The organism is Cellulosimicrobium sp. CUA-896 (assembly GCF_001942335.1).
Lineage (GTDB): Bacteria > Actinomycetota > Actinomycetes > Actinomycetales > Cellulomonadaceae > Cellulosimicrobium.
The window spans coordinates 54,342-77,884 of record NZ_MKKH01000005.1 but is presented as its reverse complement, the minus strand read 5'-3'; the positions used below and the strand labels follow the sequence as shown (position 1 = coordinate 77,884).

Here is a 23,543-nt window from a genome sequence, read left to right as displayed (position 1 = left end):
CGTCCGCTACTTCGCCGCGCCCGCGACGCCGCGGGCGTGGAGACCGAGACCGTGCCCGCCGAGACCGTCGGCGAGCTGCACGCCGCCCTCGTCGGGCGTCACCCGGCGCTCGCGGACGTGCTGCCGCGCTGCTCCCTGCTCGTCGGGGGCGTGCGCGCGTCCGACGACGCCGGCCCGGTCGGCCAGGACGAGCTCGTCGACGTGCTGCCGCCCTTCGCCGGGGGCTGAGCCGCGGTCCCGTCGGTCAGCCGTCGGGACAGCCGTCGGTCACGATCGTCGGCCACAGCCGTCGGTCGCGGCTGTCGGTCGCAGCCGTCAGTGGTCCCCGCCCGCGAGCTGCGCCAGCACGTGCGGCACGAGGGGCTCGAGCACGGCCCACCCGTCGCGCACGCCGCCCACCGACCCGGGGAGGTTGACGACGAGCGCGCGCCCCGCCGCGCCGGGGGCGGTCCCCGCGACGCCGCGCGAGAGCACGGCGGTCGGGACGTGCTCGGCCCCGCGGCGACGCAGCTCCTCGGCGACGCCGGGCAGCTCCTGGTCGACGACGAGGCGAGTCCCCTCCGGCGTCCGGTCCCGCGGCGCGACACCGGTCCCTCCCGTCGTCAGCACGAGGCGCGCGCCCTCGCCCAGCACCCGGGCGAGCGCGTCGCGGACCGGCTCCGCGCCGTCGGGCACGAGCACCGTGGACGCGCGCGTCCAGCCGGCCGCCGCGAGCAGCTCCACGAGCAGCGGGCCGGACCGGTCCTGCGCCTCGCCGCGCGCGCAGCGGTCGGACACGGTGACGACGGCGACGGCGACGTCCTCGCGGCCTGCGGTCTGCGTCATGAGGCACCTTAACGACGCAGCCGCGGGCGGGGCCGGGGGCGCACGCCCGGGCGGTGCCTACGCGGCGCGCGAGCCGTCGAGCGCGGGCGCGGTGCGCGCCACGTCGAGGGCGGCCGCGACCCGCGCGACGCTGCGGTCCGCGCCGACGGCCGCCTCGACGACATGGCGCGCGACCTCGCGCAGCGGCACGTTCGCGTCGTTCGAGGCCTTGCGCAGGACGGCGAACGCGTCCTCCGGGTCCGTGCCGAGCGCGAACGCGACGATCCCCTTCGCCTGCTCGATGGGCCCGCGGCTCGCCGCCGCGGCGCGGACGCTCTCGTCGGCCACCGCGCCGGCACGACGCGCGATCGCGGACGTGACGTCGACGAAGTACCCGCCGAGCTCGACCACCGCGCCCGTGACGGGGTCGCGGCGCCCCTCGCCGACGAGGACCAGCGTCCGTTCGCACCCGCGTCCGTCCATGATCCGGTGGACGCTGCGGAACGGCTCCCCTGTCGTGGCCGCCGTCGCGAGCGTCGCGCGGACCCGGTCGCGGTCCTCGGGATGCTTGTGCGCGAGCACGAGGTCGGTCGTCGGCACCACCTCGTGCGGCGCGAAGCCGTGGATGCGGTACGTCTCGTCCGACCACCACCAGCGGTCGGTCGACGGATCGACGGTGTAGCGGCCGACGAGCTCCCCCTCGCCCGCCGCGCGGGCGCGCTCGGTCCCCAGAGGTTCTGCAGTCATGGCGTGCCCCTTCGGATCCCGGGCACGCCGCGCGAAGGAGCCGCTGCCTGACTCATGGCGATCGTCGCCCGGGACAAGTAACCCCCTGGATACCAGAGGGTGACGCGGTGTGCGCGGCGAGTCAGAGCACGCGGGTCAGAGCTCGCGGGTCAGGAAGACGCTGTTCGGGTCCTCCGTGTAGTCCGCGAACGGCGCGCACCCGACGAACCCGTGCCGCGCGTACAGGCGGCGGGCGGCCGCGAAGTACTCCTCGGCGCCGGTCTCGAGGCTCACGCGGGCCAGCCCGCGGCGGCGGGCGTCGTCGAGGAGGAACGCGAGGACCGCCGTCGCGACACCGCGTCCGCGCGCGGCGGCGGTGGTGCGCATCGACTTCAGCTCCCCGTGCGCGGCGTCGTGCTGCTTGAGCGCGCCGCAGCCGAGCAGCGTGCCGTCCCCCGACCGCGCGGTGACGAACGTGATCCCCGGGACCCGCAGCCGCTCGACGTCGAGGGCGTGCACGCTCTCCGGCGGCGACGTGGCGTACATGTCGTCGAGGTGCTCCTGGAGGAGCGCGAGCACGTCGCCGGCCTGCGGGTCCTCCACGGCGACGACGACGCGGGCAGGCTCCGAGGGCAGCGTGGGGTCGGGCTGCGGTGCGGTGGTCGTGTCGCTCACGCGACGAGAGTGCCACAGGCCGAGGGATGCACTCCGGGTCGAGAGGGGCACGTCGCGGTGCATCTGCCGAGCGGAGGTGCAGCGCTCGGGGCGCAGCCGCGCCGCACGAGTCCCTCACCGACGCGTGGGAGGACACCGCGGGACCCGCCCCGCGCCGCGACGCCGCCGCAGATGCGGCGCTATCCTCGCCCTCATGCCGCAGTTCCGGATCAGCCAGGCCGCCGGTCTTCTCGGCGTCAGCGACGACACCGTCCGCCGGTGGGTCGACGGCGGGGAGCTCGCCGCGAGCACCGACGACGCCGGGCGCAAGGTGGTCGACGGCGCGGAGCTCGCCCGGTTCGCCGCCGGGCAGGCCCGTCCCGTGCCGGACCCGTCCGGCGTCGCGCGCTCCGCGCGCAACCGGTTCGTCGGGCTCGTCACGGGCGTGGTGAGCGACCGCGTCATGTCGCAGGTCGAGATGCTGTGCGGCGGGCAGCGCGTCGTGTCCCTCATGAGCACCGAGGCGGTGCGCGAGCTCGACCTGCAGCCGGGCAGCCTCGCCGTCGCGGTCGTCAAGGCGACCAACGTCGTCGTCGAGACCCCGGGAGGGGCCGCGTGAGCACCGCGCCCGCGCGCCCGCTCGCACGGCGACGCACGCCCGCCACCGCTCCCCCGGCACGGCGTGGACCACGGCGGACCGCCGCGTCGCTCACGGCAGGCGCGCTCGTCGCGCTCACCGCGGCGTGCGGCGCGTCGGGCGCGGACGGCGGCGCGGCGTCGGGCAGCGGCGCCGAGGAGCGGACGCTCACGGTGCTGGCCGCCGCGTCGCTGCGCGACGTGCTCACCGAGATCGCGGCGGACTTCGAGGCGGAGCACGAGGGCGTGACGGTCGCGCTGTCGTTCGCCGGCTCGTCCGACCTCGCCGACCAGGTGCTCGCGGGCGCCCCCGCCGACGTCCTCGCCACGGCGGACGAGCGCACGATGGAGCGGGTGGTCGAGGCGGGCGACGCGCGCGACCCGGTGGTGTTCGCGACGAACACGCTGACCGTCGTGACGCCGCCCGACAACCCGGCCGAGGTCACCGGCCTCGCCGACCTGGCCGACGACGACGTCCGCGTCGTCGTGTGCGCACCGCGCGTGCCGTGCGGCGCGGCGACCGACGCCGTCGAGGACGCCGCCGGCGTCTCGCTCCACCGCGTGAGCGAGGAGGCGAGCGTCACGGACGTGCTCGGGAAGGTGACGTCGGGCGAGGCCGACGCGGGACTCGTCTACGTCACCGACGCGAGGCTCGCCGGGCAGGACGTCGCGGTCGTCGACGTCCCGGAGGCGGCCGCGGCGGTGAACACCTACCCGGTCGCGGTCCTCGCCGCGGCCTCCGAGGCCGGGCCCGACCAGGCGGAGCTCGCCCAGGAGTGGGTCGACCTCGTCACGGGCGACGCCGGCCGGGAGGCCCTCGCCGACGCAGGCTTCGGCGCCCCGTGACGGCCCGCTGATGCGCACGCTCCCCCGCTGGGTGCTCGTCCCGGCGGTGCTCGGCGCGCTGTTCGTCGTGGTGCCGCTCGCCGCGATGGTCGCGCGCGTCGACGTCGCGCCGGCACCCGACGGCACCGGCGGCCTGTGGGCCCTGGTCACGTCCCCGGCGTCCCTCGACGCGCTCGGGCTGTCGCTGCGGACCTCGCTCGCCGCCACCGCGTGCTGCGTCGTCCTCGGCGCGCCGATGGCGCTCGTCCTGGCCCGCGCGTCGTTCCCCGGCCGGCGCCTCGCCCGCGCGCTGGTGCTCCTGCCGCTCGTGCTGCCGCCCGTCGTCGGCGGCATCGCACTGCTGTACACGTTCGGCCGGCGCGGGCTGCTCGGCCGCCACCTCGAGGTGCTCGGCGTGGAGCTCGCGTTCACGACGACGGCGGTCGTCATGGCGCAGACGTTCGTCGCCCTGCCGTTCCTCGTGCTGAGCCTCGAGGGCGCGCTGCGCACCCAGGACACCCGGTACGAGGACGTCGCCGCGACCCTCGGAGCGCGACCCACGACCGTGCTGCGGCGCGTGACGCTCCCGCGGGTGCTGCCGGCGCTCGCGTCGGGCACCGTCCTCGCGTTCGCCCGCGCCCTCGGCGAGTTCGGCGCCACGATCACGTTCGCCGGTGCCCTGCAGGGCGTGACGCAGACGCTCCCGCTCGAGATCTACCTCCAGCGCGTCGCGGACCCGGACGCCGCGGTCGCGCTCTCGCTCGTGCTCGTCGTCGTCGCGGCGGTCGTCACCGCGGCCGTCCACGGTCCCCGGCTGCTCGACGGCGCCGGCGCGGCCGGGCGCGCGGGTGCGGCCCCTGGTGGGACGACCGGGCGGGGCACGCCCAGGCGGACGGGCGCGGCGCGGCGGTACCGCGGGCGTGCGGCGGGGACGGCGCGGACGGCGCGGACGGCGCCGGAGGACGTCACCGAGCAGCCCGTCGCGCCGCCGTTCGAGCCGCCCGCCGAGCCGCCGATCGAACCGCCCGCCGCGCTGACCGTGCGCGCACGGATGCCCGGTCGCGGCCTCGACGTCGACCTCGCGGTCGCGCCGGGCGAGGTGGTGGCGGTGCTCGGCGAGAACGGTGCCGGGAAGTCGACGCTGCTCCAGGCCGTCGCCGGCCTGCTGCCGACCGGCGAGCTGGACGGCGCGCACGTCGTGGTCGACGGCGCGGACGTCACGCGCGAGCCGCCCCGGCGTCGACGCGTCGCGTGGCTCAGCCAGCGCCCGCTGCTGTTCGAGCACCTGTCGGTCGTCGGCAACGTCGCGTTCGGCCCCCGGGCCCGGGGCGAGAGGGCGGCCCGTGCGCGCCGGACGGCGCTCGGCGCGCTGGACCGCGTCGGCGCCACGGACCTCGCCGGACGCGCCGCGTCCGCGCTGTCGGGCGGTCAGGCGCAGCGCGCATCCCTGGCCCGCGCGCTCGCGACGGACCCCCGCGTGCTGCTGCTGGACGAGCCCCTCGCCTCGCTCGACGTCGCCGTCGCGCAGCAGGTGCGCACCGCGCTGCACGACGCCCAGCGCGCACGGCCGCGCACGACGCTCCTCGTCACCCACGACCTGCTCGACGTGCTCGTGCTGGCGGACCGCGCCGTCGTCCTCGAGGACGGCCGGGTCGTGGAGGACGGGCCTGCGGGCGAGGTCCTCACCCGGCCGCGGTCGCGGTTCGCGGCGCGGCTCGCGGGCGTGAACCTCCTCGCGGGCACGCTCACGGAGGTCGGCGTGCCGGGCGACGACGCGTCCGCGGGGCGCTCCGCGACGGTCGCGGTCGAGGGCGGGGCCGCGCGCGTCGTCGGGACGACGGACGAGGACGCCCGCCCGGGGGCGGACGCCGTCGCGGTCTTCGGACCCCGCGCCGTCGCGGTGCACCGGGCGACGCCCGAGGGCAGCCCCCGCAACGCCTACGCGGTCGAAGTGACGGGCGTCGAACCGCACGGCCCGTTGCTGCGGGTATGGGGCCACCTCGCCCCCGGGCACCGGGACGCGGGGCCGGGCGCTGGCGCGGGTGCGGGCGCGGGCGCGGACAAGGGCTCCGCGCCGCGGCTCGCGGCCGACCTCACGCCACCGGCCGTCGCGGAGCTGCGGCTCGTCCCGGGCGAGCGGGCCTGGTTCGTGGTCAAGGCCGCGGAGGTGTCGGTCCACGTCCGCTGAGCCGCTACCCGCGGTCGAGGGCCCGGCGCACCTCCCCGACGATCGCCGCCATCGCGGCCTCCGCGGTATCCGGGTCGCCGGCGGCGACGGCGTGCGCCACAGCCTCGTGCTGGTCGAGCGCCTCGGGCACCGGCGCGGCCGGCATGAGACCGAGGTGCGTGCGGCCGCTCAGCACCTCGGCGACGACCTCCGCGAGCGCGCCGAACATCTCGTTGCCGCTCGAGCGCAGCAGCAGCTCGTGCATGCGGACGTCGAGGGCGAGGAACTCCTCGAGGTCACCGGCCTCGCCGAGCCGGCGCATGCGCGCGGCGACGGCGACGAGCTCGTCGCGCACAGGCGCCGGCGCATGGCGTGCCGCACCCGCGGCGGCCAGCGGCTCGACGGCGTGGCGCAGCTCGGTGAGCGAGCGGAGCTGGTCGTCGCGGCCCGGGCCCTCGAGGCGCCAGCGGATCACGCGCGGGTCCAGGACGTTCCACTCCTCGATGCCGAGGACGACGAGCCCGACGCGCCGCCGCGAGCGCACCAGGCCGAGTCCTTCGAGGAGCCGCATGACCTCGCGCGCGACGGTGCGCGACACCCCGAACTCGGTGCCGATCGCGTCGAGCGTCAGCGGCGCCCCCACGGCGACGTCGCCGCTGGTGATGCGCCGTCCGAGCGCGTCCAGCACCGTGGTGTGCAGTGCCGTCGTCGCCATGACGGCGAGCCTACGTCCCATCGATTGGTGCTATCAATTGTTTGCCAATGGTGCTATCAATGGGCCATCCTGAACCACGGCGCGACGACCGCGCCACGACACCGGCGTCGGGAACCCCCGTCGGCGGACCCTCGACCGACGGGAGAACCCATGGACAGCGACACCGGCAGGGACACCAGCGCGAGCGCGGCGGACTCCGTCGAGCACGTCGTCGTCATGGGGGTCGCGGGCTCCGGCAAGACGACGGTCGCGACGCTCCTCGCCGACCGCCTCGGCATCACGTACGCCGAGGCGGACCAGTTCCACCCGCAGGCGAACATCGACAAGATGACCGCGGGCACCGCCCTCACCGACGAGGACCGCTGGCCCTGGCTCGAGGCGATCCGCGACTGGCTGACGTCCGAGGCCGAGGCCGGCCGGTCCGGCGTCGTGACCTGCTCCGCGCTCAAGCGCAGCTACCGCGACCTGCTGCGCGCGCCCGCGGCGAGGTGTGCTTCGTGCACCTGTCGGGATCGCCCGAGCTGCTCGCCGAGCGCATGCAGCACCGCAGCGGTCACTTCATGCCGACGTCGCTCCTGCCGTCCCAGCTCGCCACGCTCGAGCCGCTCGCCGACGACGAGCGCGGCATGACGCTCGACGTCGCCGCGTCACCGCAGGACCTCGCGGACGAGATCCTCGCGCGCACCGACGCCAGGGCACCCGCTGAGCCCTCGCGCCGACCCCCATCCCACCGTCGACGGAGACCCCCATGCCCCCTGAGGACTGGACCCAGACGCTCACCGCCGGGCCGCTGCTCGCGATCGCCGCCGGGGCCATCGCCCTGCTGCTCGTGCTCATCATCAAGCTCAAGCTCCACGCCTTCCTCGCGCTGATCCTCGTCAGCCTGCTCACCGCGCTCGCCGCGGGCATCCCCACCGGCTCGATCGTGGAGGTGCTCACCGCCAGCTTCGGCTCGACGCTCGCGACGGTCGCGCTGCTCGTCGCGCTCGGGGCGATGCTCGGCCGTCTCGTCGAGACGAGCGGCGGCGCACGGGTGATGGCCGACTACCTCATCGACAAGTTCGGGGAGAAGCGCGCGCCGTTCGCCCTCGGCCTCGCGTCCCTCATCTTCGGCTTCCCGATCTTCTTCGACGCGGGCCTCGTGGTCATGCTGCCCATCGTCTTCTCGGTCGGGCGACGCCTCGGCGGGTCCCTGCTGCTCTACGGCCTCCCGGTGGCGGGCGCGTTCTCGGTCATGCACATCTACGTGCCCCCGCACCCCGGTCCGGTCGCCGCGACCGAGTTCCTCGGCGCGAACATCGGCATCGTCATCCTGCTCGGCCTCGTCGTCGCCGTCCCGACCTGGTACGTGACCAGCTACCTGTTCGCCCGCTACGTCGGGCGGCGCATCAACCTCCCCATCCCGTCGATCCTGGGCGAGGCCGACGAGGACCAGGCCCAGAACCCGCCGTCGTTCAGCACGGTCGTCCTCATCCTCCTGCTGCCGCTCGTGCTGATCTTCGCCAACACGGGCCTCGACGCGCTCGGTGCCGCGGGCGCGGTGGATCGCGACAACCCGGCAGTGCAGGCCCTGCGTGCCGTCGGCGCGACCCCGATCGCGCTGCTCATCACCGTCCTCGTCGCGGCCTGGGTGCTCGGCCGGCGACGCGGCACGAGCGGGACCGCCCTGGAGAAGACGCTCGACTCCGCCCTCGGTCCCGTGGCCTCGGTCATCCTCATCACGGGCGCGGGCGGCATGTTCGGCGGTGTGCTCCGCGCGACGGGGATCGGCGACGCGCTCGCCGACGCCCTCTCGGACGTCGGCCTGCCGGTGATCGTCGCCGGCTTCCTCATCGCGGCGATCCTGCGCGTCGCGCAGGGGTCGGCGACCGTCGCGCTCACGACGCTGCCGGGCTCATCGCCCCCGCCGTGGAAGCCGGGTCCTTCAACCCGGTCGAGCTCGCCGCGATCGTCGTGGCGGTGGCGGCCGGCTCGGTGGTGCTGAGTCACGTGAACGACTCCGGTTTCTGGCTCGTGGGCCGGTTCTTCGACATGGACGTCAAGACGACGCTGCGCACGTGGACGGTCATGGAGACCGCCATCGGCGTCATGGGGTTCGCGATCGCGGGGCTGGTCTTCGCGGTCGCCTGACCCGCGCGGTGCGGCCGGCTCGTGCCGGCCGCACCGCGCAGGCAGGAGCGGACGGCGCCGCGCACGTGCTGCGCGGCGCCGTCCCGCGTCCGGGGCCGGCGACGCCCCTGCGACCGCCGGCCCCGGTGCTCCCGGGTCAGACCCGGCTGCGGTCCGTGAAGACCGGCGTGTACGCGTCGGGGTCCGCGAGACGCGGGCGACGACGCAGGCCGCGCAGCGCCAGGCCCAGCGCCACGAGCACGCCCGCCATCACGAGCAGGCCGAGGTCACCCCCGGCACCCGTCATGGCCATCGCAGACGGCCCGGAGGCCGCCGTCCACGTGCCCGAGCCGTCCGCCGACGCCGTCGCACCCACCGGGTGGGACACCCGGACGACCGTCACGCCGGGGTCCGTCGGGTCCGTGGGATCCGTCGGGTCCGTCGGGTCGGCGGCCGTCGGGCACTCCGCCGCGGCGTCGCCCAGGACGCCCACGCCGATGCAGGAGACGTCGACCGGGACGGTGATCGGAAGGTTCACGTCGAGGTCCGGCAGTCCGCCGAGCAGACCGTCGTCACCGAGGAGACCGTCCTCACCGAGGAGACCGTCCTCGCCGAGCACGCCGTCGAGGAGGCCGTCGGTCCCCAGGCCGTCGTCACCCAGGAGACCGTCGCCGAGCACGTCGTCCACCAGCCCGTCGTCGCCCAGGACGCCGTCCAGGAGACCGTCGGTGCCCGCGCCGTCCCCACCGAGGAGGTCGCCGCCGAGCACGTCCTCCACCAGCCCGTCGTCACCGAGGAGACCGTCGAGCAGGCCGTCGTCGGAGCCGTCCGCCGAGCCCGAGCCCGAGCCCGAGTCCGAGCCGACGACCGCGTCACCGATCACGCCGACCGCGACGTCCGACACGTCCACCGGCACGGTCACCGGCACGTCCACGTCGATCCCGTCCGTCCGGTCACCGGCGTGGTCACCATCGGTCGAGTCACCGTCGGTCTGGTCACCGTCGGTCGAGTCACCGTCGGTCGAGTCACCGTCCGCCGGAGCAGCCGGCTCCTGACCCTCGCCGCCCGAGACGACGGCATCGCCCAGGAGACCCACCGCAACGTCCGACACGTCCACCGGCACGGTCACCGGCACGTCCACGTCGATCCCGTCCGTCCGGTCACCGGCGTGGTCACCATCGGTCGAGTCACCGTCGGCCTGGTCACCGTCGGTCGAGTCACCGTCGGTCTGGTCACCGTCCGCCGGAGCAGCCGGCTCCTGACCCTCGCCGCCCGAGACGACGGCGTCGCCCAGGAGACCCACCGCGACGTCCGACACGTCCACCGGCACGGTCACCGGCACGTCGACGTCGATCCCGTCGGACGAGCCCGCGGGCTCTGCCGGCGCCGGCTCGGGAGCGGGCTGCGGTGCCGCAGGCTCCGCAGCCGGCCGGGTGACGGTCGCGTCGCCGAGGACGCCGGCCGCGACGCCGGAGACGTCCACCGGGACGTTCACCGGCACGTCCACGTCGATCCCGGACGGCGACGCCGCCGGCTGTGACGGCTGGTGCTCCGCGGGGGCGGGTTCCGGCGCCGGAGCCGGGGCGGGTGCCGGAGCGTGCTCGACGGTCGCGTCGCCGAGGGCGCCGACCGCCACGTCGGACACGGTGACGGGCACGTGCACGGGCACGTCCACCGAGATGTCGGGCAGGACGTCGGTGACCTCGCTCAGCTGAGCGTCGCCCGAGACGTCGAGTCCGAGGTCGCCGAGGAGGTCGCCCTCGGCTGCGTGGGCCGCTCCGGCCCCGACGACCACGAGGCCGCCCGTGACGAGCGCTGTACGCAGCGCACGCCGAAGGAAGGTATGCATCATCGTTCTCTTTCCTGGTCTGAGGGTGATGGCGCGTCAGCGCCGGGCCGCGTGCCGTGCGCGCAGGCACGGCCGGGCTGCCTCAGGCAGGAGAGACGGGGACCTCGAAGAAGGTGGTCGGGTGGTCGGACCGCGCGTCGTCCGCGACGACGGCCCAGGCACGGAGAGAGATCAGGAGAGCGTCGGCGGCGATCGCGGCGTCCGTGCCGCCGCCCGCCGTGCGGTGCGACGTGGAGCCGGACGGAGTCGCGCCCGTGCCCGTCGCCGCGGCGGCACCGCCGACGGCGCCGACCCCGCCCGTGGCGGTCGCGGCGCCGGGCTGCGCCATGGTGGCCGGTGCCGGTACGAGGACCGACGAGAGCGGCGCGCGCTGCACGTCGGCGCGGCGGTCGGCGGGGACGGCCGCGGTGGCGCTGCTCGGCGACGCGGGCGCTGGTACGCCGACGGTGACGCCGGGGCGCGCGGTCTCAGGGCCGGAGGGCGTCCGCGAGGTGCCCGTCCACGACCCGTCGGAGCTCTCGTCCGGACCGGCGCCGTCCGGGCCTGCGCCGTCCTGGCCGTCGCCGGGACCGTCGCCGCCGTGCGGCGGCAGGACGGGGGCAAGCGGGTCGACCGGCGCGAGCGGGTCGAGCACGGGCTCCAGGACCGGGTCGGTGATCGGCGCGAGCACGTCGGTGACGGGCGTCAGCAGGTCGAGCACCGGCGTCGTGACGGGCGCGAGCGGCGACGTGGCGCCGACGATCGGGTCGAGCACCGGAGCGAGCGCCTCGAGGACGGGCGTCAGGCTCGGCAGCACGCCGTCCGCGACGGGGGTGGTCACCGGTGCGACCGCGTCGACCACCGGCTCCAGGGCGGGGGCGACGGGCTCGGTCACGCTCTCCACGACCGGAGCTACCGGCTCGACCACGGTCTCCACGACCGGAGCCACCGGCTCGACCACCGTCTCCACGACCGGAGCCACCGGCTCGGTCACGCTCTCCACCACGGGAGCCACCGGCTCCACCACGGTCTCGACCACGGGAGCCACGGGTTCGGTGACGGGCTCGACGACGTCGCGCACGACCGGCTCGACCACGGGCTCGACGACCTTCTCGACCACGGGGTCGAGGACCGGCTTCACGACGTCGTCCACCACGGGGTCCACGACGCCCTCGACCGTCGAGGTCACCGGGTCGAGGACTGCGCCGAGGCCGAGCGGATCGTTCTCGGCGGCAGCGGCGCCGCCGGCCGTCGCGATCGCGAGGCCGGTCCCGAGGCCGACCGCACCGGCGGCCGTCAGCCCCCGCAGGAGCCAGCGGCGGGCGCGCGTGCGCGCGCCCTGCGCCTCCTGCGTGCCGTGCATGACCGCCCCCTGAGCCGGATCGCCTGCCGCGGCCGGATCGACGCCGACCGTGCCGACACGTTAACCACAGAGATGCAGGTCACACCAGCCGAACGGCGTGTCTCACCCGACGGTCGCTCCGAAGACGAGTCCCAGGAGGTAGGTCGCCGCGGCCGCGCCGAGGCCGATCGCGACCTGGCGCAGCGCACGCGTGACCGGCGACGTCCCGGACAGCAGACCCACGGTGGCGCCCGTCACGAGCAGCGCCACGGTGACGAGGCCGGTGGCCAGCACGACGGCCGCGAGCCCGGTCATCCCCAGCAGGTACGGCAGCACCGGGATGAGAGCCCCGGACGCGAAGAACAGGAACGACGAGACGGCCGCGCCGACCGCCGTGCCGTGCGTCTCGTGCTCGTCGCCGGACGGCCCCGGGGCGATCACCGTCTGCGCGGTGTAGGTCGCGAGGACGTCGCGCGCGTGGGCGTCCGCGTCGCCGGACGACATGCCCCGCGCCCGGTACACGAGGGCGAGCTCGTTCGCGTCCACGTCGAGATCGGGCAGCGCGGCCGACGCCTGCGGGCTGGGCGTCGACGCGTCGAGCAGCTCGCGCTGCGACCGCACCGAGACGTACTCCCCCGCGCCCATCGACAGCGCCCCCGCGAGGAGCCCGGCGAGCCCGGACAGCAGCACGGTCGACGACGACGCGCCGGACGCACCGATGCCGAGGATCAGCGCGAGGTTGGACACGAGTCCGTCGTTCGCCCCGAAGACGGCGGCGCGGAACGTCCCGGACAGGCGGTTGCGGCCTCGCGTCGCGAGGCCGCGCACGACCTCCTCGTGGATCCGCTCGTCCGCGGCCATGCTCGCCGTGGCGTCCGCGTCGCTCCCGTACGACGACCGCGACTCGGCGCGCTGCGCGAGCGCGAGCACGAAGACACCGCCGAAGCGCCGCGCGAGCCGGCCGAGGGTACGTGTGCGCCAGTCGCCGGGCAGCGGTCGCCCGACGTCGTCACCCAGGAGGTCGAGCCAGTGCTGCTCGTGACGACCCTCGCGTCCGCGAGCGCCAGCAGGATCTCGCGCTCCTCCCCGCTGCGCCGGCTCGCCAGATCGCGGTACACGGCGGCCTCGGCGCGCTCGTCGGCGAGGTAGCGGCGCCACCTCCGCACGTCGCGGGCGCTGCGCCGGCGCCCGGGCTCGTCCCCGGGGCGGGTCGCGCGGGCGGGCTCGTGAGCGCCACCGCCGGGCGCGCCGGGACCGGTCTCGTCAGGGGTGGGCATGCCCACCATGATGGCGATCTTCGGCCCGCCGGTGTTTCGCCTCACCGAACCCCTCCGCGCGGCGGTCCGCGTCCGGCGGCGCGGCCGCCCGGCGGTCCTCGACGCCCGGCTGCCGCCGCCGGCACCCCGTGGTTGGATCGACGGCATGACCACACAGCCTGAACGCCCCGAGGTCGACGCGCCCGAGGGCCCCGCCCCCACCGAGCTCGTCGTCGAGGACGTCGTCGTCGGCGAGGGGCCCGAGGCCACCGCCGGCTCGACCGTCGACGTGCACTACCTCGGCGTCGAGTACGAGACGGGCGAGGAGTTCGACGCGTCCTGGAACCGCGGGCAGTCGATCAACTTCCCGCTGCGCAGCCTCATCGCCGGCTGGCAGCAGGGCATCCCCGGCATGAAGGTCGGCGGGCGCCGCAAGCTCGTCGTCCCGCCGGACCTCGCCTACGGCCCGGCCGCGCCGGCCACCGCCTGTCCGGCAAGACGCTGATCTTCGTCATCGACCTGCTCGGCGTGTCCTGACCGACCCGAGCCCGACCTCGGCCAGCCGAATCTGACGTGGTTGACCGGGGCTGACCGAGGCCGACCGGGGCCCCGCCGTGCGCTGACCGGACCCCGGTCGGCCCCGGTCAGCGCGCGGCGGGGGCGGCGGCGGCGAGCTGCGGGTCCGGGTGCCCGTCGGCGTCGGACCGGGTCGTACCGGCGTCGACGACGGCGGCGAGACCCGGAGCGGCGGCGGCATCACGCCGCCCGGCACGGACCGCGCGCACCCGGTCGGCGACGACCCCCACGACGGTTCCGACGACGACACCGACAGCCACGGCGAGCAGCGGCTGGTCGCCGAGCCACCGCGCCGCGAGCGTCCCCACCGCGACGGTCCAGGCGGCCCAGGCGGTCGACGCCACGGCCGACAGCGTCATGAACCGGCGGCGGGGGAACCCGACCGCGCCGGCCGTGACGTTGACCGCGGTGCGACCGACGGGCACGAACCGCGCGCCCAGCACGACCGAGGCCCCGCGCCGCGCGAGGGCGGTCCGTGCCCACGCCACCGCGCGACGGCCACGGGGCCCGCGCAGGGCGCGCACGCGGTCCGTCCCGACGGCGCGCCCCACCGCGTACGCGAGCTGGTCCCCGCACCACGCGCCGAGCGCCGCGAGGGGGACCACGACCCACCACGGGAGGCCCGCGCCCGACTGCGCGGCCACCGCGAGCGACACGACGACGGTCTCCCCCGGCACCGGAGGGAAGAACCCGTCGAGCGCGGTCGTCGCGAGCAGCGTCGGCACCGCCCACGCGGAGTCGACGAGCGCCAGCACCCACGCCTCGAGCTGCGCCCAGAGCGCCACGACCGGTTCGACCATGCCGTCCAGGCTGCCGGTCGGCGGCGACGGCCACCATGGGGTATCCCCCCGGTTCGTCCCTGATGTTCCCCGGGTCCCGCGCCGCGGCCGAGCGCCCAGGGTGAAGGGACGGGTGAAGGCCACGCCGGTGCGCGGGACCGTGCGCCGGGCACACCGGTCGGCGGGGGAGAATGGCCGCCGACGCACCCGTCCGCCTCGCGCGGCGGTGGGGTCCGTGATCGAGAAGCACAGGGGATCGAGGAGCGCAGTGATCACTGTCAGCACCGACGGCTCCTGCCTGAGCAACCCGGGCGGGGCCATCGGATGGGCGTGGATCAACCACGACGGGTCGTTCGACTCGGGCGGCGCCGCGAGCGGCACCAACCAGGTCGCCGAGCTGACCGCCCTCCTCCAGGCGGTGCGTGCCCACCCCGGCGCGGACCCCCTGCTCATCGAGTCCGACTCGCAGTACGCCATCAAGTGCGCGTCCGAGTGGGTCGTGGCGTGGAAGCGCAAGGGCTGGCGGACCGCCGGCGGGCAGCCGGTGAAGAACCTCGAGCTCGTCCAGGCGATCGACCGTGCCATCACCGAGCGCGCCGGCCCGGTGCGGTTCCGGTGGGTCCGCGGTCACGTGGGCGACCCGTTCAACGAGCGCGCCGACCAGCTCGCCGGCGCGGCCGCGCAGGACTGGGCCGCGGGCCGCGGCGACCTCGACGGCACGCTCGTCCCCGAGCTCGGCGACCCGACGGCGCCCGCCGGCCGCTCGCCGTCGGCCGCCGTCCCCGCGTCGTCCCGCCCCGCCCCTGCCGAGCGCGCGTGGGACATGGACACCCTCTTCGACTGATCACCGCTCCGCCCGATCAGCGCTTCGACCGATCACCGCGCCCGCCGACCACGACGTTGGTGACGTCATCCGGCCGAGAACGACACCGATGACGTGCTCGACCGCGACGCCCCTCGTGCTCGACGGTCCGGGGTCCGAACCGTGGGGTGCGACCATGGACGGGTGACCGTCCTGCCGAGCACGGGCCTGCCGCCCGCCGAGCACGGGGCCGACGACCGTTCCCGCCCGGATCCGGTGGACGGCCCCGTGGCCGACGCCCGAGGACCACGGACCCGGCGCCTCGCGTCGGACCGCCCGCTCGACGTGCGACTCACCCTCGACCGGCTCGCGCGCGGCCCGTACGACCCGACGTTCCGCCGGCCGGCCCCCGGGGAGGTCTGGCGGACGACGCGCCTCCCGACCGGTCCCGCGACGTGCCGGCTCGTGCAGACCGGGCCGCGCGACGTCGTCGTGCACGCGTGGGGTCCGGGGGCCGAGGAAGCGCTCGAGGGCCTGCCCCACCTGCTCGGCGAGCACGACGACGCCGACGGCTTCGTCCCGCCCGCGCCCCTGCGCGACGCGCACCGGCGCGCGCCGGGGCTGCGCGTCCCCCGCACGGGCCGCGTCCTCGAGGCGCTCGTGCCCGCGATCCTCGAGCAGCGCGTGCAGTCGGTCGCGGCCTGGCGGTCGTGGGGCTGGCTGCTGCGCCGCTACGGCGAGCCCGCGCCGGGGCCGGCGGGCGAGGCCGGGATGCTCGTGGTGCCCGACGCCGCGACGTGGGCGCGCGTCCCCTCGTGGGACTGGCACCGGGCCGGGGTCGACCCCGCCCGGGCGCGCGCCGTCGTCGCGGCCGCGCGCGCGGCACGCCGGCTCGAGGAGTGCCCGGCGCTCGTCGACGCACACGGGGCGGCCGCCGCGCACGAGCGTCTGCAGCTCGTGCCGGGCGTCGGCGTGTGGACCGCGGCGGAGGTCGCACAGCGCGCCCTCGGCGACGCGGATGCCGTCTCGGTGGGCGACTTCCACCTGGCCAAGGCGGTCGGCTGGGCGCTCACCGGGGAGCGCGTGGACGACGAGCGCATGCTCGAGCTCCTCGCGCCCTACGCGCCGCACCGCTACCGCGTCGTGCGCCTCCTGGAGATCTCCGGGCGCGCACGACCGCCGGCTCGCGGCCCGCGGCTGTCGATCCAGGACCACCGCCGCCACTGACAGGCCTGCGGGCCCGGCGAGCCGTGCGGGCACGGCGCCGGCCCGCGGGAGTCACCGGCCGACCCGGCCGGGCGGGGACGTCAGTCCGGGAGCGCGCAGGACCCGTCGACGCACACGCCCGCGTCGTCCGCACCGACCATGGTGAAGCCGTGGTCCGCGCGCTGCGGCGCGGCCGCCTCGGCGGCCGAGCGACCCAGCAGCGTGGTGCGGCGCGGGTTCGCGATCGAGTGGTAGAGACCTGCGGCGGGCTGGTGGGTCGCCGTGGAGTCGGTCATGGTGATCCTCCTCGTGGGGTTCACGGGCACCGGGAGCGGGCGGGGCCGGCGTCGGTGCGGCCTCACCCGGGGTGCGGGTGATTCAGTCTGAGCGAGACCGCGCCACCCGGCCAGCCGACCGGGGTGTGAGGTGGGCCTCAGGCGGCCGCCGCGTCCCGCGCGGCGTCCTCGAGCACCCGGACGAACACCGCCGGGTCCTGCGCTCCGGACACGCCGTAGCGGCCGTCGACGACGAAGAACGGCACCCCCGTGATCCCGTACGCGCGCGCCTGGTCGATGTCGGCCTGGACCGCGCCCGCGTAGCGTGGTCCTCGAGCGCGGCGACGACCTCCTCGCGGTCGAGGCCGACCTCGGCCGCGAGGTCGGCGAGGACGTCCACGCGCCCCACGTGCCGCCCCTCCTCGAAGTACGCCTTGAGCAGGCGCTCCTTCATCTCGAGCTGGCGGCCGTGCGCCTTCGCGTGGTGCAGCAGCTCGTGCGCGGTCAGCGTCTTCGTGTGCCGCAGCGCGTCGAAGTCGTACGCCAGCCCCTCGGCCGCCGCGAGCTGCGTCATCTGCGCGAGCATCTGCTCCACCTGCGCGCGCGGCATGCCCTTGTGCCCGGCGAGGAAGTCCACCTCGCTGCCCTCGAAGTCGACCGGGGTGTCGGGGGCGAGCTCGAACGAGTGGTACTCGATCTCCACGCGCGGGGCGAAGCCGCGCTCGGCGAGCCGCTCCAGCGCGGTCTCGAGACGTCGCTTGCCCACGAAGCACCACGGGCACGCGACGTCCGACCAGACGTCGACGCGCACGACCGAGGGCGCGGGATCGGGAGGCAGGGGCAGGGAGTCCGTCATGGACGGGTCAACCGGCCGGCGACGTCGCCGATTCCCGTCCCTGAGGGTGCGCCGCGCGGTGCAGGTCCTGGAGCACGAGGATCTCCGCGCCGTGGTGGATCAGCTCGCGGTTGAGGTGGGCGACGAGGTGCGCGAACGGCGACCGCGCGTCGATCTCCGTCGTCTGGCTGAGCCCGACGGTGAACACCTCGCTCTCGGGCAGGGCGTCCACGTCGGCACGCCATCGCTCGACGGCGTCGCGCAGCCCCGCGACGGCGGGCTCGACCTCGCCCGAGAACGGCACGTCGTCGCGCCGCCGCTCGTGGGCCCCGAAGGTCCACTCCCAGCGCTCCGCGAACACCTCGGTGAGGTGCGCGACCAGCCAGGCGATCGTGCGGGGCTGCGGCGAGTCCGGCCCGGCCGGCCACTCCATCACCCAGGCGCCCGGTCCGAGGGTGCGCGGCGTGCGCTCCTCGCCGCGGCGCACGACCCGCAGCGCACCCGGCGCGGGCTCCCACTCGAGCTCCGCCTGCGTGAGCGTCGCGAGCCGGCCCGCGAGCTCGAGCCACGAGAAGCCGAGCTGCCCGCGGACGACGGCGAGCGGTGTCGGGACCGCCAGGACCGACCAGTCGAAGTCGGGGCTGCCGTAGACCGGTACCGCCTCCTGCTGCGCACCGTGCGCCGTCGCGTCCTGCGGGGCGTCCGCCATGGTGGGCCTCCTCGTCCGTCGTGGGTGACACTAGGAGGCCCCACCCACACCGACCGACCGGAGACCTCGTGCGCGTCCGCCCCCGCACCGTCCTGCTCGTCGCGACCGGGTTCGCCGTCGTGCTGCTCGTCGCGCTCGTCGTGTTCCTGGCCTCCACGGGGCTCGACGGCGTCGCCGGCTGAGCCGCCCGCCGCGCGCGCGGCGTCGGTGCGCGCGATGCTGCGGGGGTACCCCTCCGAGCAGGAAGGACGGCGCATGAGCGCACCGGAGCAGGCATCCGTCCAGTCGTCCGACGACGCCCCCGACCCCCAGCTCGTGCTCGTCCGGCACGGGGAGACCGAGTGGAGCGCGACCGGCAAGCACACCGGGCGCAGCGACATCGCCCTCACCGTCGCCGGCGAGCAGCAGGCGGTCGCGGCCGGCGCGTGGCTCCAGCGGTGGGCCGACGAGCGCGGGCGGCGACCCGCCGTCGTGCTCTCCAGCCCGCGGCAGCGGGCCCGGCGCACCGCCGAGCTCGCCGGCTTCCCCCACGCCCCCACGGACGACGACCTCGTCGAGTGGGACTACGGGCCCGTCGAGGGCCGCACCACGCGCGAGATCTCCGCGGAGCTCGGGCGCGACTGGCTCGTGTTCCGCGACGCGTCAACGTGCTCGCCGGCCCGGACGGGCACCGCGGCGAGGAGCTCGACGACGTCGCCGCCCGCTGCGCGCGCGTGCTGGCCCGCGTGGAGCCCACGCTGCGCGACGGGCAGGACGTCGTCCTCTTCGCGCACGGCCACCTGCTGCGCGTGCTCGCGACGGTGTGGCTCGGGGTGGACCCCGGGCTCGGCGCGCGCCTCGAGCTGAGCACCGCGACGATCTGCATGCTCGGGTACGGGCACGGGCTGCGCACGGTCGAGGGCTGGAACCTGCCCGCGACCGGCTGACGTGCGGTCCGCGGGCAAGGCCGGCTCGCCCCGTCCGGCCCGCCCGCCCGTCCCGGGGACTCCCGCGCGGGCGGTCGCGCTGGCACCATGCTCCGCATGGGACTCAGCGAGAAGCACCTCACCGAGGGCGAGCACGTCGTCATGGAGCTCAAGGAGCACGCGAAGGCGCTGTTCTGGCCGCTCGTGCTCCTCGTGGTGCTCGTCGCGGCGGTGGTCGTCACGACGCTGCTCGCGCCGAGCGACGTCGTGGTCTGGGTGGTCGCCGGGCTCGCGCTCGTCGCGGCCGTCGTGTGGGTGCTCGTCCCGTGGCTGCGCTGGCGCACCACCGAGTACACGGTGACGACCAAGCGCATCGCCGTGCGTTCCGGCATCGTCACCCGGACCGGCCGCGACATCCCGCTGTACCGCATCAACGACGTCAACTCCGAGAAGGGGCCGGTCGACCGGCTCTTCGGCTGCGGCACGCTCGTCATCTCGGACGCGACCGACAAGCCCGGGCTCGCGCTGCACGACGTCCCCGACGTCGAGGCCGTGCAGGTGCGGCTCCAAGACCTGCTGTTCAGCGCGGACGACGGCTCCGACGACGGCGAGTGGCCGCCCACCGAGCCGCCGCGCGGTCCGCGCGCCCCGCGCATCCCCCGCTCCGGGCGCTGAGCGGACGGGCCGGCGCGCGTCGTCGGCCACGACGAGCGTCGCGCGACCGCGGCCCGCACCCCGGGCTCAGTCCGCGATCCGCTGCCCCGCCGCCGTCTCGGCCCGTCCCAGCATCTCGGCGGAGAGGGTGACGTCGCCGCCGAGGTGGGCCTCGAGCAGCCGCCGCGCGACGCCCGCCGCGCGCTCCGGCTCGGCACCGCGCGTCGTCCACGCGGCGAACCAGTCCGCGAGCGTGACGCCGTGCTCGGGGCGGTAGCAGACGGCGACCGCGTCGCCCGCCCGCAGCTCGCCCGGCGTCAGCACGCGCAGGTACGCGCCTGTCCGGTTCGCGGCGGCGAAGCGCCGGACCCAGCCGTCCTCGCCGAGCCGCCGCGCGAACGTCGAGCACGGCGTCCGGGGCTGCGTCACCTCGAGCAGCGCGGTGCCGACCGCCCATCGCTCCCCCACCACCGCGGCCGTGACGGGGATGCCGCGCACGCGCAGGTTCTCGCCGAACAGCCCCGGCTCGACGACGCGGCCGAGCTGCTCGGACCACCAGTCGGCGTCGTCCTGCCCGTAGGCGTACACGGCCTGGTCCTCGCCGCCGTGGTTGGCGCGGTCGGCCTGGAGGTCCGCGTGGAGCCCGAGGCGGCGCACCCGCACCGGGCCCTCGACGGGGCGCTTGTCGATCGCGGTGACGCCGACCGGCCCGGCGTCGGGCAGCAGCGCGTGCACGCGGCAGACGGCGAGCACCTCTCCGGTCGGGGCGGACGACGCGAGATCGGTCACGGGGGCGGACGCGGTCGTGCTCATCCTCGGATTGTTGCAGCCCGCGGGCCTCACGAACACGGGTTCACCCACCGTCGAGCACGGGATCGTCGCGGGTAGCCTCGGGGACCATGAGCTCCGCCCGTCCCTCCCGCTGGGAGCAGAAGGTCGCCGCCGACCCCTCGCACTCGGCCTGGTACGTCGAGCGCTTCCGCCGCATGGCCGCCGAGGGGGCCGACCTCGCGGGCGAGGCGCGGTTCGTCGACGCCGTGCTCCCCCGGCGCGCGCGCGTGCTCGACGCGGGCTGCGGCCCGGGCCGCGTCGGTGCGGAGCTCGCGGCGCGCGGGCACACGGTCGTCGGCGTCGACGTCGACCCGGTGCTGGTCGAGGCGGCGCGCGCCGACCACCCCGGACCGGACTGGCGCGTCGGGGACCTCGCAGAGCTCGACCTGCCCGCCGAGGGGGTCGCGGAGCCGTTCGACGCGATCGTGTGCGCGGGCAACGTCATGACGTTCCTCGCGCCGGGGACGGAGGTCGAGGTGCTGCGGCGGTTCGCGGCGCACCTCGCGCCGGGCGGACGCGCGGTCGTGGGCTTCGGCGCCGGGCGCGGCTACCCGGCGGACGCGTTCTTCGGCGACGTCGCCACCGCCGGGCTGCGTGTCGACCTCGCCCTCGCGACGTGGGACCTGCGCCCCTGGGACCCGACGTCCGACTTCCTCGTCGCCGTGCTGTGCCGTCCTACCGCGTGAGCCTCGCGGTCGGCGTGCTGCACCCGGGCGCCGACCCCGAGGCGGTCCTGCCCGGAGCCGCCGACGCGGCGCGGGCGCTGACGACCGTCGAGGCGTACGACGTCGGCGTGGTCCGCGGGCAGGCGCGGATCACCGTCCGGTTCCTCGCCGACGACGACGTGGCCGCGCACGTCGTGGCGCGCGCGGTGGAGGACGGCGTGCGGGGCCACGCCGCGACGTCGGACCGCCGGGTCACCCGGCGCTGGGGCGCGCGCTGGTACCCGGCCTGACGGCCGCACCTCGCCCGACCGTCACCCCGCGGGCATGAAACCTACGCAACCGTAGGTTACGGTGGCGTCGTGAGCACGCTCGCCTCGAGACCCTGGGTCGCCCGCTACGCGCCGGGCGTCCCGGCCGACGTGGAGATCCCCGACGAGCCGGTCACCGCGGCCCTCACCGCGGCCGCCGGGCGGTGGCCCGAGCGCGTCGCCGTCGACTTCTTCGGGGCGACGACCACCTACGCCCACCTCGTCGCGGAGGTCGAGCGCGCCGCCGGCGCCCTGCACGACCTCGGCGTGCGCCGCAGCGACCGCGTCGCGGTCGTGCTGCCGAACGGCACCGCGCACGTCGTGGCGTTCTACGCCGTGCTCCGCCTGGGCGCCGTCGTCGTCGAGCACAACCCCACCTACTCCGCCGACGAGCTCGCGCACCAGCTCGCGGACTCCGGCGCGAGCGTCGCGCTCGTGTGGACCAAGGCCGTCCCCGCCGTCCTCGCCGCGCGCGGTCCCGACGGCGGCGCGCCGGCGCTGCGCACCGTCGTCGCGGTCGACATCGCGCGCGACCTGCCCCGGACGTCGCGCCTCGCGCTGCACCTGCCCGTCGCGCGGGCGCGCGCCCAGCGCGAGGCGCTGCGGGGGCCCGTCCCGGCGGACGTCCCCGACTGGCACGACCTCGTGCGCCGGGCGCGCCGGCTGCCCCCGGCCGTCGCGCGGCCGACCGCCGACGACGTCGCCCTGATCCAGTACACGGGCGGTACCACCGGCACGCCCAAGGGCGCGGTGCTCACGCACCGCAACCTCGTCGCCAACGTCGTCCAGGGCCAGGCGTGGGCCGCCTTCGCCGAGGGCGCGAGACCGTGTACGGCGTGCTGCCGTTCTTCCACGCGTTCGGGCTGACGTTCTGCCTCACCCTGCCGGCGCGCATCGGCGCGACCCTCGTCGCCTTCCCGAGGTTCGACCCGCAGGCCGTCGTCGCCGCGCAGGCGCGCCGCCCGGCGACGTTCCTGCCGGGCGTCGCGCCGATGTTCGACCGCGTGGTCGACGCCGCCGAGGAGCGCGGGACCGGGAGGGACGGGGACCTGTCCTCGATCCGGCTCGCCTTCGCGGGCGCGATGCCGATCACCGCCGAGACGGCGCGCCGGTGGGAGGACGCCACGGGCGGGCTGCTCATCGAGGGGTACGGCATGACGGAGACGTCGCCGATCGCGCTCGGCAACCCGGTCTCCGACGACCGCCGGCCCGGCACGCTGGGGCTGCCGTTCCCGGGCACGGACGTCCGCGTCGTCGACCCGGACGCGCTCGACGCCGGGGAGGTCCGCGACGCCGAGCCGGCCGACGACGGCACCGTGCGCGGCGAGCTCCTGGTGCGGGGGCCGCAGGTGTTCCAGGAGTACTGGGGGCGCCCGGAGGAGACGGCGCACCAGCTCCTCGACGACGGCTGGCTGCGCACGGGCGACGTCGTGCGCGTCCCCGTCGAGGGGCCGGACGCGGGACTCGTCACGCTCGTCGACCGCATCAAGGAGATGATCGTCACGGGCGGGTTCAAGGTGTACCCCTCGCAGGTCGAGGACCACCTGCGGCAGATGCCGGGCGTGCGGGACGTGGCGGTCGTCGGCCTTCCCGGCTCCGGGTCGGACGAGCGCGTCGCCGCCGTCGTCGTCCTCGACGAGCCCGACGACGCCCCCGCGCCCCCGCGCGTCGACCTCGCCGCGGTCCGCGCGTGGGGCGAGCGCCGCCTCGCGCGGTACGCGCTGCCGCGCGCGCTCGCCGTCGTGCCCGAGCTGCCGCGCTCGCAGATCGGCAAGGTCCTGCGCCGCGTCGTGCGCGACGACCTCGTCGGCCGCGACGACGTCGAGCACCACGGCGGCTGAGCCCGCCTCCGGCCGGCCGGCGGACGGGCGCGCCCGTTCGCCCGGTCCTCGCCGCCGCCGTAACCTGGCGGACGTCGCCGGCGACGTCCCCGCCG

The 23,543-nt window shown here is 76.3% G+C and carries 21 protein-coding genes and 7 pseudogenes; 16 read left to right on the top strand and 12 right to left on the bottom strand.

The genetic code is table 11. The annotated features are described in order from the left end of the window. The first annotated feature begins 36 nt into the window (after positions 1 to 36). On the top strand, positions 37 to 228 hold the full coding sequence (locus tag BJF88_RS19405; protein WP_075827597.1) for a MoaD/ThiS family protein: 192 nt from the start codon (positions 37 to 39) through the stop codon (positions 226 to 228). A gap of 87 nt (positions 229 to 315) precedes the next feature. On the opposite strand, the gene BJF88_RS02260 is transcribed toward BJF88_RS19405, so the two are convergent. The 3 genes from BJF88_RS02260 to BJF88_RS02250 all read right to left on the bottom strand — a co-directional run bounded on the left by BJF88_RS02260 (position 316) and on the right by BJF88_RS02250 (position 2,166). Then, positions 316 to 825, bottom strand: coding sequence for a molybdenum cofactor biosynthesis protein B (locus tag BJF88_RS02260; RefSeq protein ID WP_075827596.1), 510 nt, complete (start codon positions 823 to 825; stop codon positions 316 to 318). 57 nt (positions 826 to 882) lie between these two features. Next, positions 883 to 1,551, bottom strand: a complete 669-nt coding sequence (locus BJF88_RS02255; protein ID WP_075827595.1) for a PAS and ANTAR domain-containing protein — start codon at positions 1,549 to 1,551, stop codon at positions 883 to 885. A 135-nt stretch (positions 1,552 to 1,686) separates the two neighbouring features. After that, entirely contained in the window at positions 1,687 to 2,166 is a 480-nt protein-coding gene (locus tag BJF88_RS02250; protein WP_075827616.1) for a GNAT family N-acetyltransferase, read from the bottom strand. A 232-nt stretch (positions 2,167 to 2,398) separates the two neighbouring features. On the opposite strand from BJF88_RS02250, the gene BJF88_RS18795 reads away from it, so the two are divergent. From BJF88_RS18795 to BJF88_RS20950, 4 genes and pseudogenes are all read left to right on the top strand, one after another. Continuing rightward, positions 2,399 to 2,803: a molybdopterin-binding protein gene (locus BJF88_RS18795; protein ID WP_075827594.1), complete on the top strand. Its 405-nt coding sequence runs from the start codon at positions 2,399 to 2,401 to the stop codon at positions 2,801 to 2,803. Beyond that, positions 2,800 to 3,666: a molybdate ABC transporter substrate-binding protein gene (modA, locus tag BJF88_RS02240; protein ID WP_075827593.1), complete on the top strand. Its 867-nt coding sequence runs from the start codon at positions 2,800 to 2,802 to the stop codon at positions 3,664 to 3,666. The genes BJF88_RS18795 and modA overlap by 4 nt, the downstream gene beginning before the upstream one ends. A 10-nt stretch (positions 3,667 to 3,676) precedes the next feature. Then, positions 3,677 to 4,453, top strand: a pseudogene (locus tag BJF88_RS20955) (ABC transporter permease); the annotation flags it as partial. Positions 4,454 to 4,696: 243 nt separating this feature from the next. Continuing rightward, complete coding sequence (locus BJF88_RS20950) at positions 4,697 to 5,833, top strand: sulfate/molybdate ABC transporter ATP-binding protein (RefSeq protein ID WP_255371685.1); 1,137 nt, start codon at positions 4,697 to 4,699, stop codon at positions 5,831 to 5,833. Positions 5,834 to 5,837: 4 nt separating this feature from the next. Here BJF88_RS20950 and BJF88_RS02230 read toward each other — a convergent pair whose 3' ends face one another. Continuing rightward, positions 5,838 to 6,527, bottom strand: a complete 690-nt coding sequence (locus tag BJF88_RS02230; protein ID WP_075827591.1) for a FadR/GntR family transcriptional regulator — start codon at positions 6,525 to 6,527, stop codon at positions 5,838 to 5,840. Positions 6,528 to 6,677: 150 nt separating this feature from the next. Here BJF88_RS02230 and BJF88_RS02225 point away from each other — a divergent pair. Both BJF88_RS02225 and BJF88_RS02220 read left to right on the top strand, forming a co-directional pair. Then, a pseudogene (locus tag BJF88_RS02225) lies at positions 6,678 to 7,210 on the top strand (gluconokinase); the annotation flags it as partial. Between the two features lie 65 nt (positions 7,211 to 7,275). Further along, positions 7,276 to 8,657 (top strand): annotated as a pseudogene (locus BJF88_RS02220) (GntP family permease). Positions 8,658 to 8,793: 136 nt separating this feature from the next. On the opposite strand, the gene BJF88_RS02215 reads toward BJF88_RS02220, so the two are convergent. The 3 genes from BJF88_RS02215 to BJF88_RS22895 form a co-directional block, all read right to left on the bottom strand. Beyond that, a complete protein-coding gene (locus BJF88_RS02215) occupies positions 8,794 to 10,485 on the bottom strand; it encodes a hypothetical protein (RefSeq protein WP_158068866.1) in 1,692 nt (563 codons plus the stop codon). A gap of 82 nt (positions 10,486 to 10,567) precedes the next feature. Continuing rightward, the gene (locus tag BJF88_RS19400) at positions 10,568 to 11,827 is read right to left on the bottom strand and encodes a hypothetical protein (RefSeq protein ID WP_075827588.1); all 1,260 of its coding nucleotides are present in this window, start codon (positions 11,825 to 11,827) and stop codon (positions 10,568 to 10,570) included. Between the two features lie 102 nt (positions 11,828 to 11,929). After that, the gene (locus tag BJF88_RS22895) at positions 11,930 to 12,667 is read right to left on the bottom strand and encodes a VIT1/CCC1 transporter family protein (protein WP_369824443.1); all 738 of its coding nucleotides are present in this window, start codon (positions 12,665 to 12,667) and stop codon (positions 11,930 to 11,932) included. A gap of 561 nt (positions 12,668 to 13,228) precedes the next feature. Between BJF88_RS22895 and BJF88_RS02200 the strand changes: the two are divergent. After that, a pseudogene (locus BJF88_RS02200) lies at positions 13,229 to 13,599 on the top strand (FKBP-type peptidyl-prolyl cis-trans isomerase). 107 nt (positions 13,600 to 13,706) lie between these two features. On the opposite strand, the gene BJF88_RS02195 reads toward BJF88_RS02200, so the two are convergent. Further along, positions 13,707 to 14,438: a DedA family protein gene (locus tag BJF88_RS02195; protein WP_075827587.1), complete on the bottom strand. Its 732-nt coding sequence runs from the start codon at positions 14,436 to 14,438 to the stop codon at positions 13,707 to 13,709. A 247-nt stretch (positions 14,439 to 14,685) separates the two neighbouring features. On the opposite strand from BJF88_RS02195, the gene BJF88_RS02190 reads away from it, so the two are divergent. Together BJF88_RS02190 and BJF88_RS02185 are read left to right on the top strand one after the other, a co-directional pair. Beyond that, entirely contained in the window at positions 14,686 to 15,261 is a 576-nt protein-coding gene (locus BJF88_RS02190) for a ribonuclease H (RefSeq protein ID WP_075827586.1), read from the top strand. 162 nt (positions 15,262 to 15,423) lie between these two features. After that, positions 15,424 to 16,446, top strand: coding sequence for a DNA-3-methyladenine glycosylase (locus tag BJF88_RS02185; RefSeq protein ID WP_255371678.1), 1,023 nt, complete (start codon positions 15,424 to 15,426; stop codon positions 16,444 to 16,446). Positions 16,447 to 16,526: 80 nt separating this feature from the next. Here BJF88_RS02185 and BJF88_RS02180 read toward each other — a convergent pair whose 3' ends face one another. The 3 genes and pseudogenes from BJF88_RS02180 to BJF88_RS02170 all read right to left on the bottom strand — a co-directional run bounded on the left by BJF88_RS02180 (position 16,527) and on the right by BJF88_RS02170 (position 18,244). Then, on the bottom strand, positions 16,527 to 16,721 hold the full coding sequence (locus BJF88_RS02180) for a hypothetical protein (RefSeq protein ID WP_075827585.1): 195 nt from the start codon (positions 16,719 to 16,721) through the stop codon (positions 16,527 to 16,529). Positions 16,722 to 16,858: 137 nt separating this feature from the next. Beyond that, a pseudogene (locus BJF88_RS02175) lies at positions 16,859 to 17,556 on the bottom strand (DsbA family protein). A 7-nt stretch (positions 17,557 to 17,563) separates the two neighbouring features. After that, positions 17,564 to 18,244, bottom strand: a complete 681-nt coding sequence (locus tag BJF88_RS02170; protein ID WP_083648791.1) for a DinB family protein — start codon at positions 18,242 to 18,244, stop codon at positions 17,564 to 17,566. 216 nt (positions 18,245 to 18,460) lie between these two features. On the opposite strand from BJF88_RS02170, the pseudogene BJF88_RS20945 reads away from it, so the two are divergent. The 3 genes and pseudogenes from BJF88_RS20945 to BJF88_RS02160 all read left to right on the top strand — a co-directional run. Then, positions 18,461 to 18,832 (top strand): annotated as a pseudogene (locus tag BJF88_RS20945) (histidine phosphatase family protein); the annotation flags it as partial. After that, complete coding sequence (locus tag BJF88_RS22890; protein WP_369824441.1) at positions 18,802 to 19,170, top strand: histidine phosphatase family protein; 369 nt, start codon at positions 18,802 to 18,804, stop codon at positions 19,168 to 19,170. The pseudogene BJF88_RS20945 and the gene BJF88_RS22890, both read left to right, overlap by 31 nt. Positions 19,171 to 19,266: 96 nt before the next feature. Continuing rightward, positions 19,267 to 19,824 (top strand): PH domain-containing protein, encoded by a 558-nt coding sequence (locus BJF88_RS02160; protein ID WP_075827613.1) that lies wholly within the window; start codon positions 19,267 to 19,269, stop codon positions 19,822 to 19,824. Positions 19,825 to 19,890: 66 nt separating this feature from the next. Here BJF88_RS02160 and BJF88_RS02155 read toward each other — a convergent pair whose 3' ends face one another. Continuing rightward, positions 19,891 to 20,616: an MOSC domain-containing protein gene (locus BJF88_RS02155; protein WP_075827584.1), complete on the bottom strand. Its 726-nt coding sequence runs from the start codon at positions 20,614 to 20,616 to the stop codon at positions 19,891 to 19,893. Positions 20,617 to 20,702: 86 nt separating this feature from the next. On the opposite strand from BJF88_RS02155, the gene BJF88_RS02150 reads away from it, so the two are divergent. The 3 genes and pseudogenes from BJF88_RS02150 to BJF88_RS02140 all read left to right on the top strand — a co-directional run bounded on the left by BJF88_RS02150 (position 20,703) and on the right by BJF88_RS02140 (position 23,448). Next, positions 20,703 to 21,320 carry a bifunctional 2-polyprenyl-6-hydroxyphenol methylase/3-demethylubiquinol 3-O-methyltransferase UbiG gene (locus tag BJF88_RS02150; protein ID WP_075827583.1) on the top strand — a complete coding sequence of 206 codons (618 nt, stop codon included), beginning with the start codon at positions 20,703 to 20,705 and terminating at the stop codon, positions 21,318 to 21,320. Continuing rightward, positions 21,317 to 21,589, top strand: a complete 273-nt coding sequence (locus tag BJF88_RS02145) for a hypothetical protein (RefSeq protein ID WP_369824440.1) — start codon at positions 21,317 to 21,319, stop codon at positions 21,587 to 21,589. Before BJF88_RS02150 ends, BJF88_RS02145 begins: the two co-directional genes overlap by 4 nt. A gap of 69 nt (positions 21,590 to 21,658) precedes the next feature. Beyond that, a pseudogene (locus BJF88_RS02140) lies at positions 21,659 to 23,448 on the top strand (AMP-binding protein). The last annotated feature ends 95 nt before the right edge of the window (positions 23,449 to 23,543 follow it).

Bases quoted from the DNA above. Each gene is read 5' to 3' on its own strand.
- BJF88_RS02195 (WP_075827587.1), bottom strand. From the start codon at position 14,438: ATGGTCGAACCGGTCGTGGCGCTCTGGGCGCAGCTCGAGGCGTGGGTG.
- BJF88_RS02150 (WP_075827583.1), top strand. From the start codon at position 20,703: ATGAGCTCCGCCCGTCCCTCCCGCTGGGAGCAGAAGGTCGCCGCCGAC.
- BJF88_RS02180 (WP_075827585.1), bottom strand. From the start codon at position 16,721: ATGACCGACTCCACGGCGACCCACCAGCCCGCCGCAGGTCTCTACCAC.
- BJF88_RS02160 (WP_075827613.1), top strand. From the start codon at position 19,267: ATGGGACTCAGCGAGAAGCACCTCACCGAGGGCGAGCACGTCGTCATG.
- BJF88_RS18795 (WP_075827594.1), top strand. From the start codon at position 2,399: ATGCCGCAGTTCCGGATCAGCCAGGCCGCCGGTCTTCTCGGCGTCAGC.
- BJF88_RS02230 (WP_075827591.1), bottom strand. From the start codon at position 6,527: ATGGCGACGACGGCACTGCACACCACGGTGCTGGACGCGCTCGGACGG.
- BJF88_RS02255 (WP_075827595.1), bottom strand. From the start codon at position 1,551: ATGACTGCAGAACCTCTGGGGACCGAGCGCGCCCGCGCGGCGGGCGAG.
- BJF88_RS20950 (WP_255371685.1), top strand. From the start codon at position 4,697: ATGCCCGGTCGCGGCCTCGACGTCGACCTCGCGGTCGCGCCGGGCGAG.
- BJF88_RS02215 (WP_158068866.1), bottom strand. From the start codon at position 10,485: ATGCATACCTTCCTTCGGCGTGCGCTGCGTACAGCGCTCGTCACGGGC.
- BJF88_RS22895 (WP_369824443.1), bottom strand. From the start codon at position 12,667: ATGGCCGCGGACGAGCGGATCCACGAGGAGGTCGTGCGCGGCCTCGCG.
- BJF88_RS02260 (WP_075827596.1), bottom strand. From the start codon at position 825: ATGACGCAGACCGCAGGCCGCGAGGACGTCGCCGTCGCCGTCGTCACC.
- BJF88_RS02170 (WP_083648791.1), bottom strand. From the start codon at position 18,244: ATGGCGGACGCCCCGCAGGACGCGACGGCGCACGGTGCGCAGCAGGAG.
- BJF88_RS19400 (WP_075827588.1), bottom strand. From the start codon at position 11,827: ATGCACGGCACGCAGGAGGCGCAGGGCGCGCGCACGCGCGCCCGCCGC.
- BJF88_RS02155 (WP_075827584.1), bottom strand. From the start codon at position 20,616: ATGAGCACGACCGCGTCCGCCCCCGTGACCGATCTCGCGTCGTCCGCC.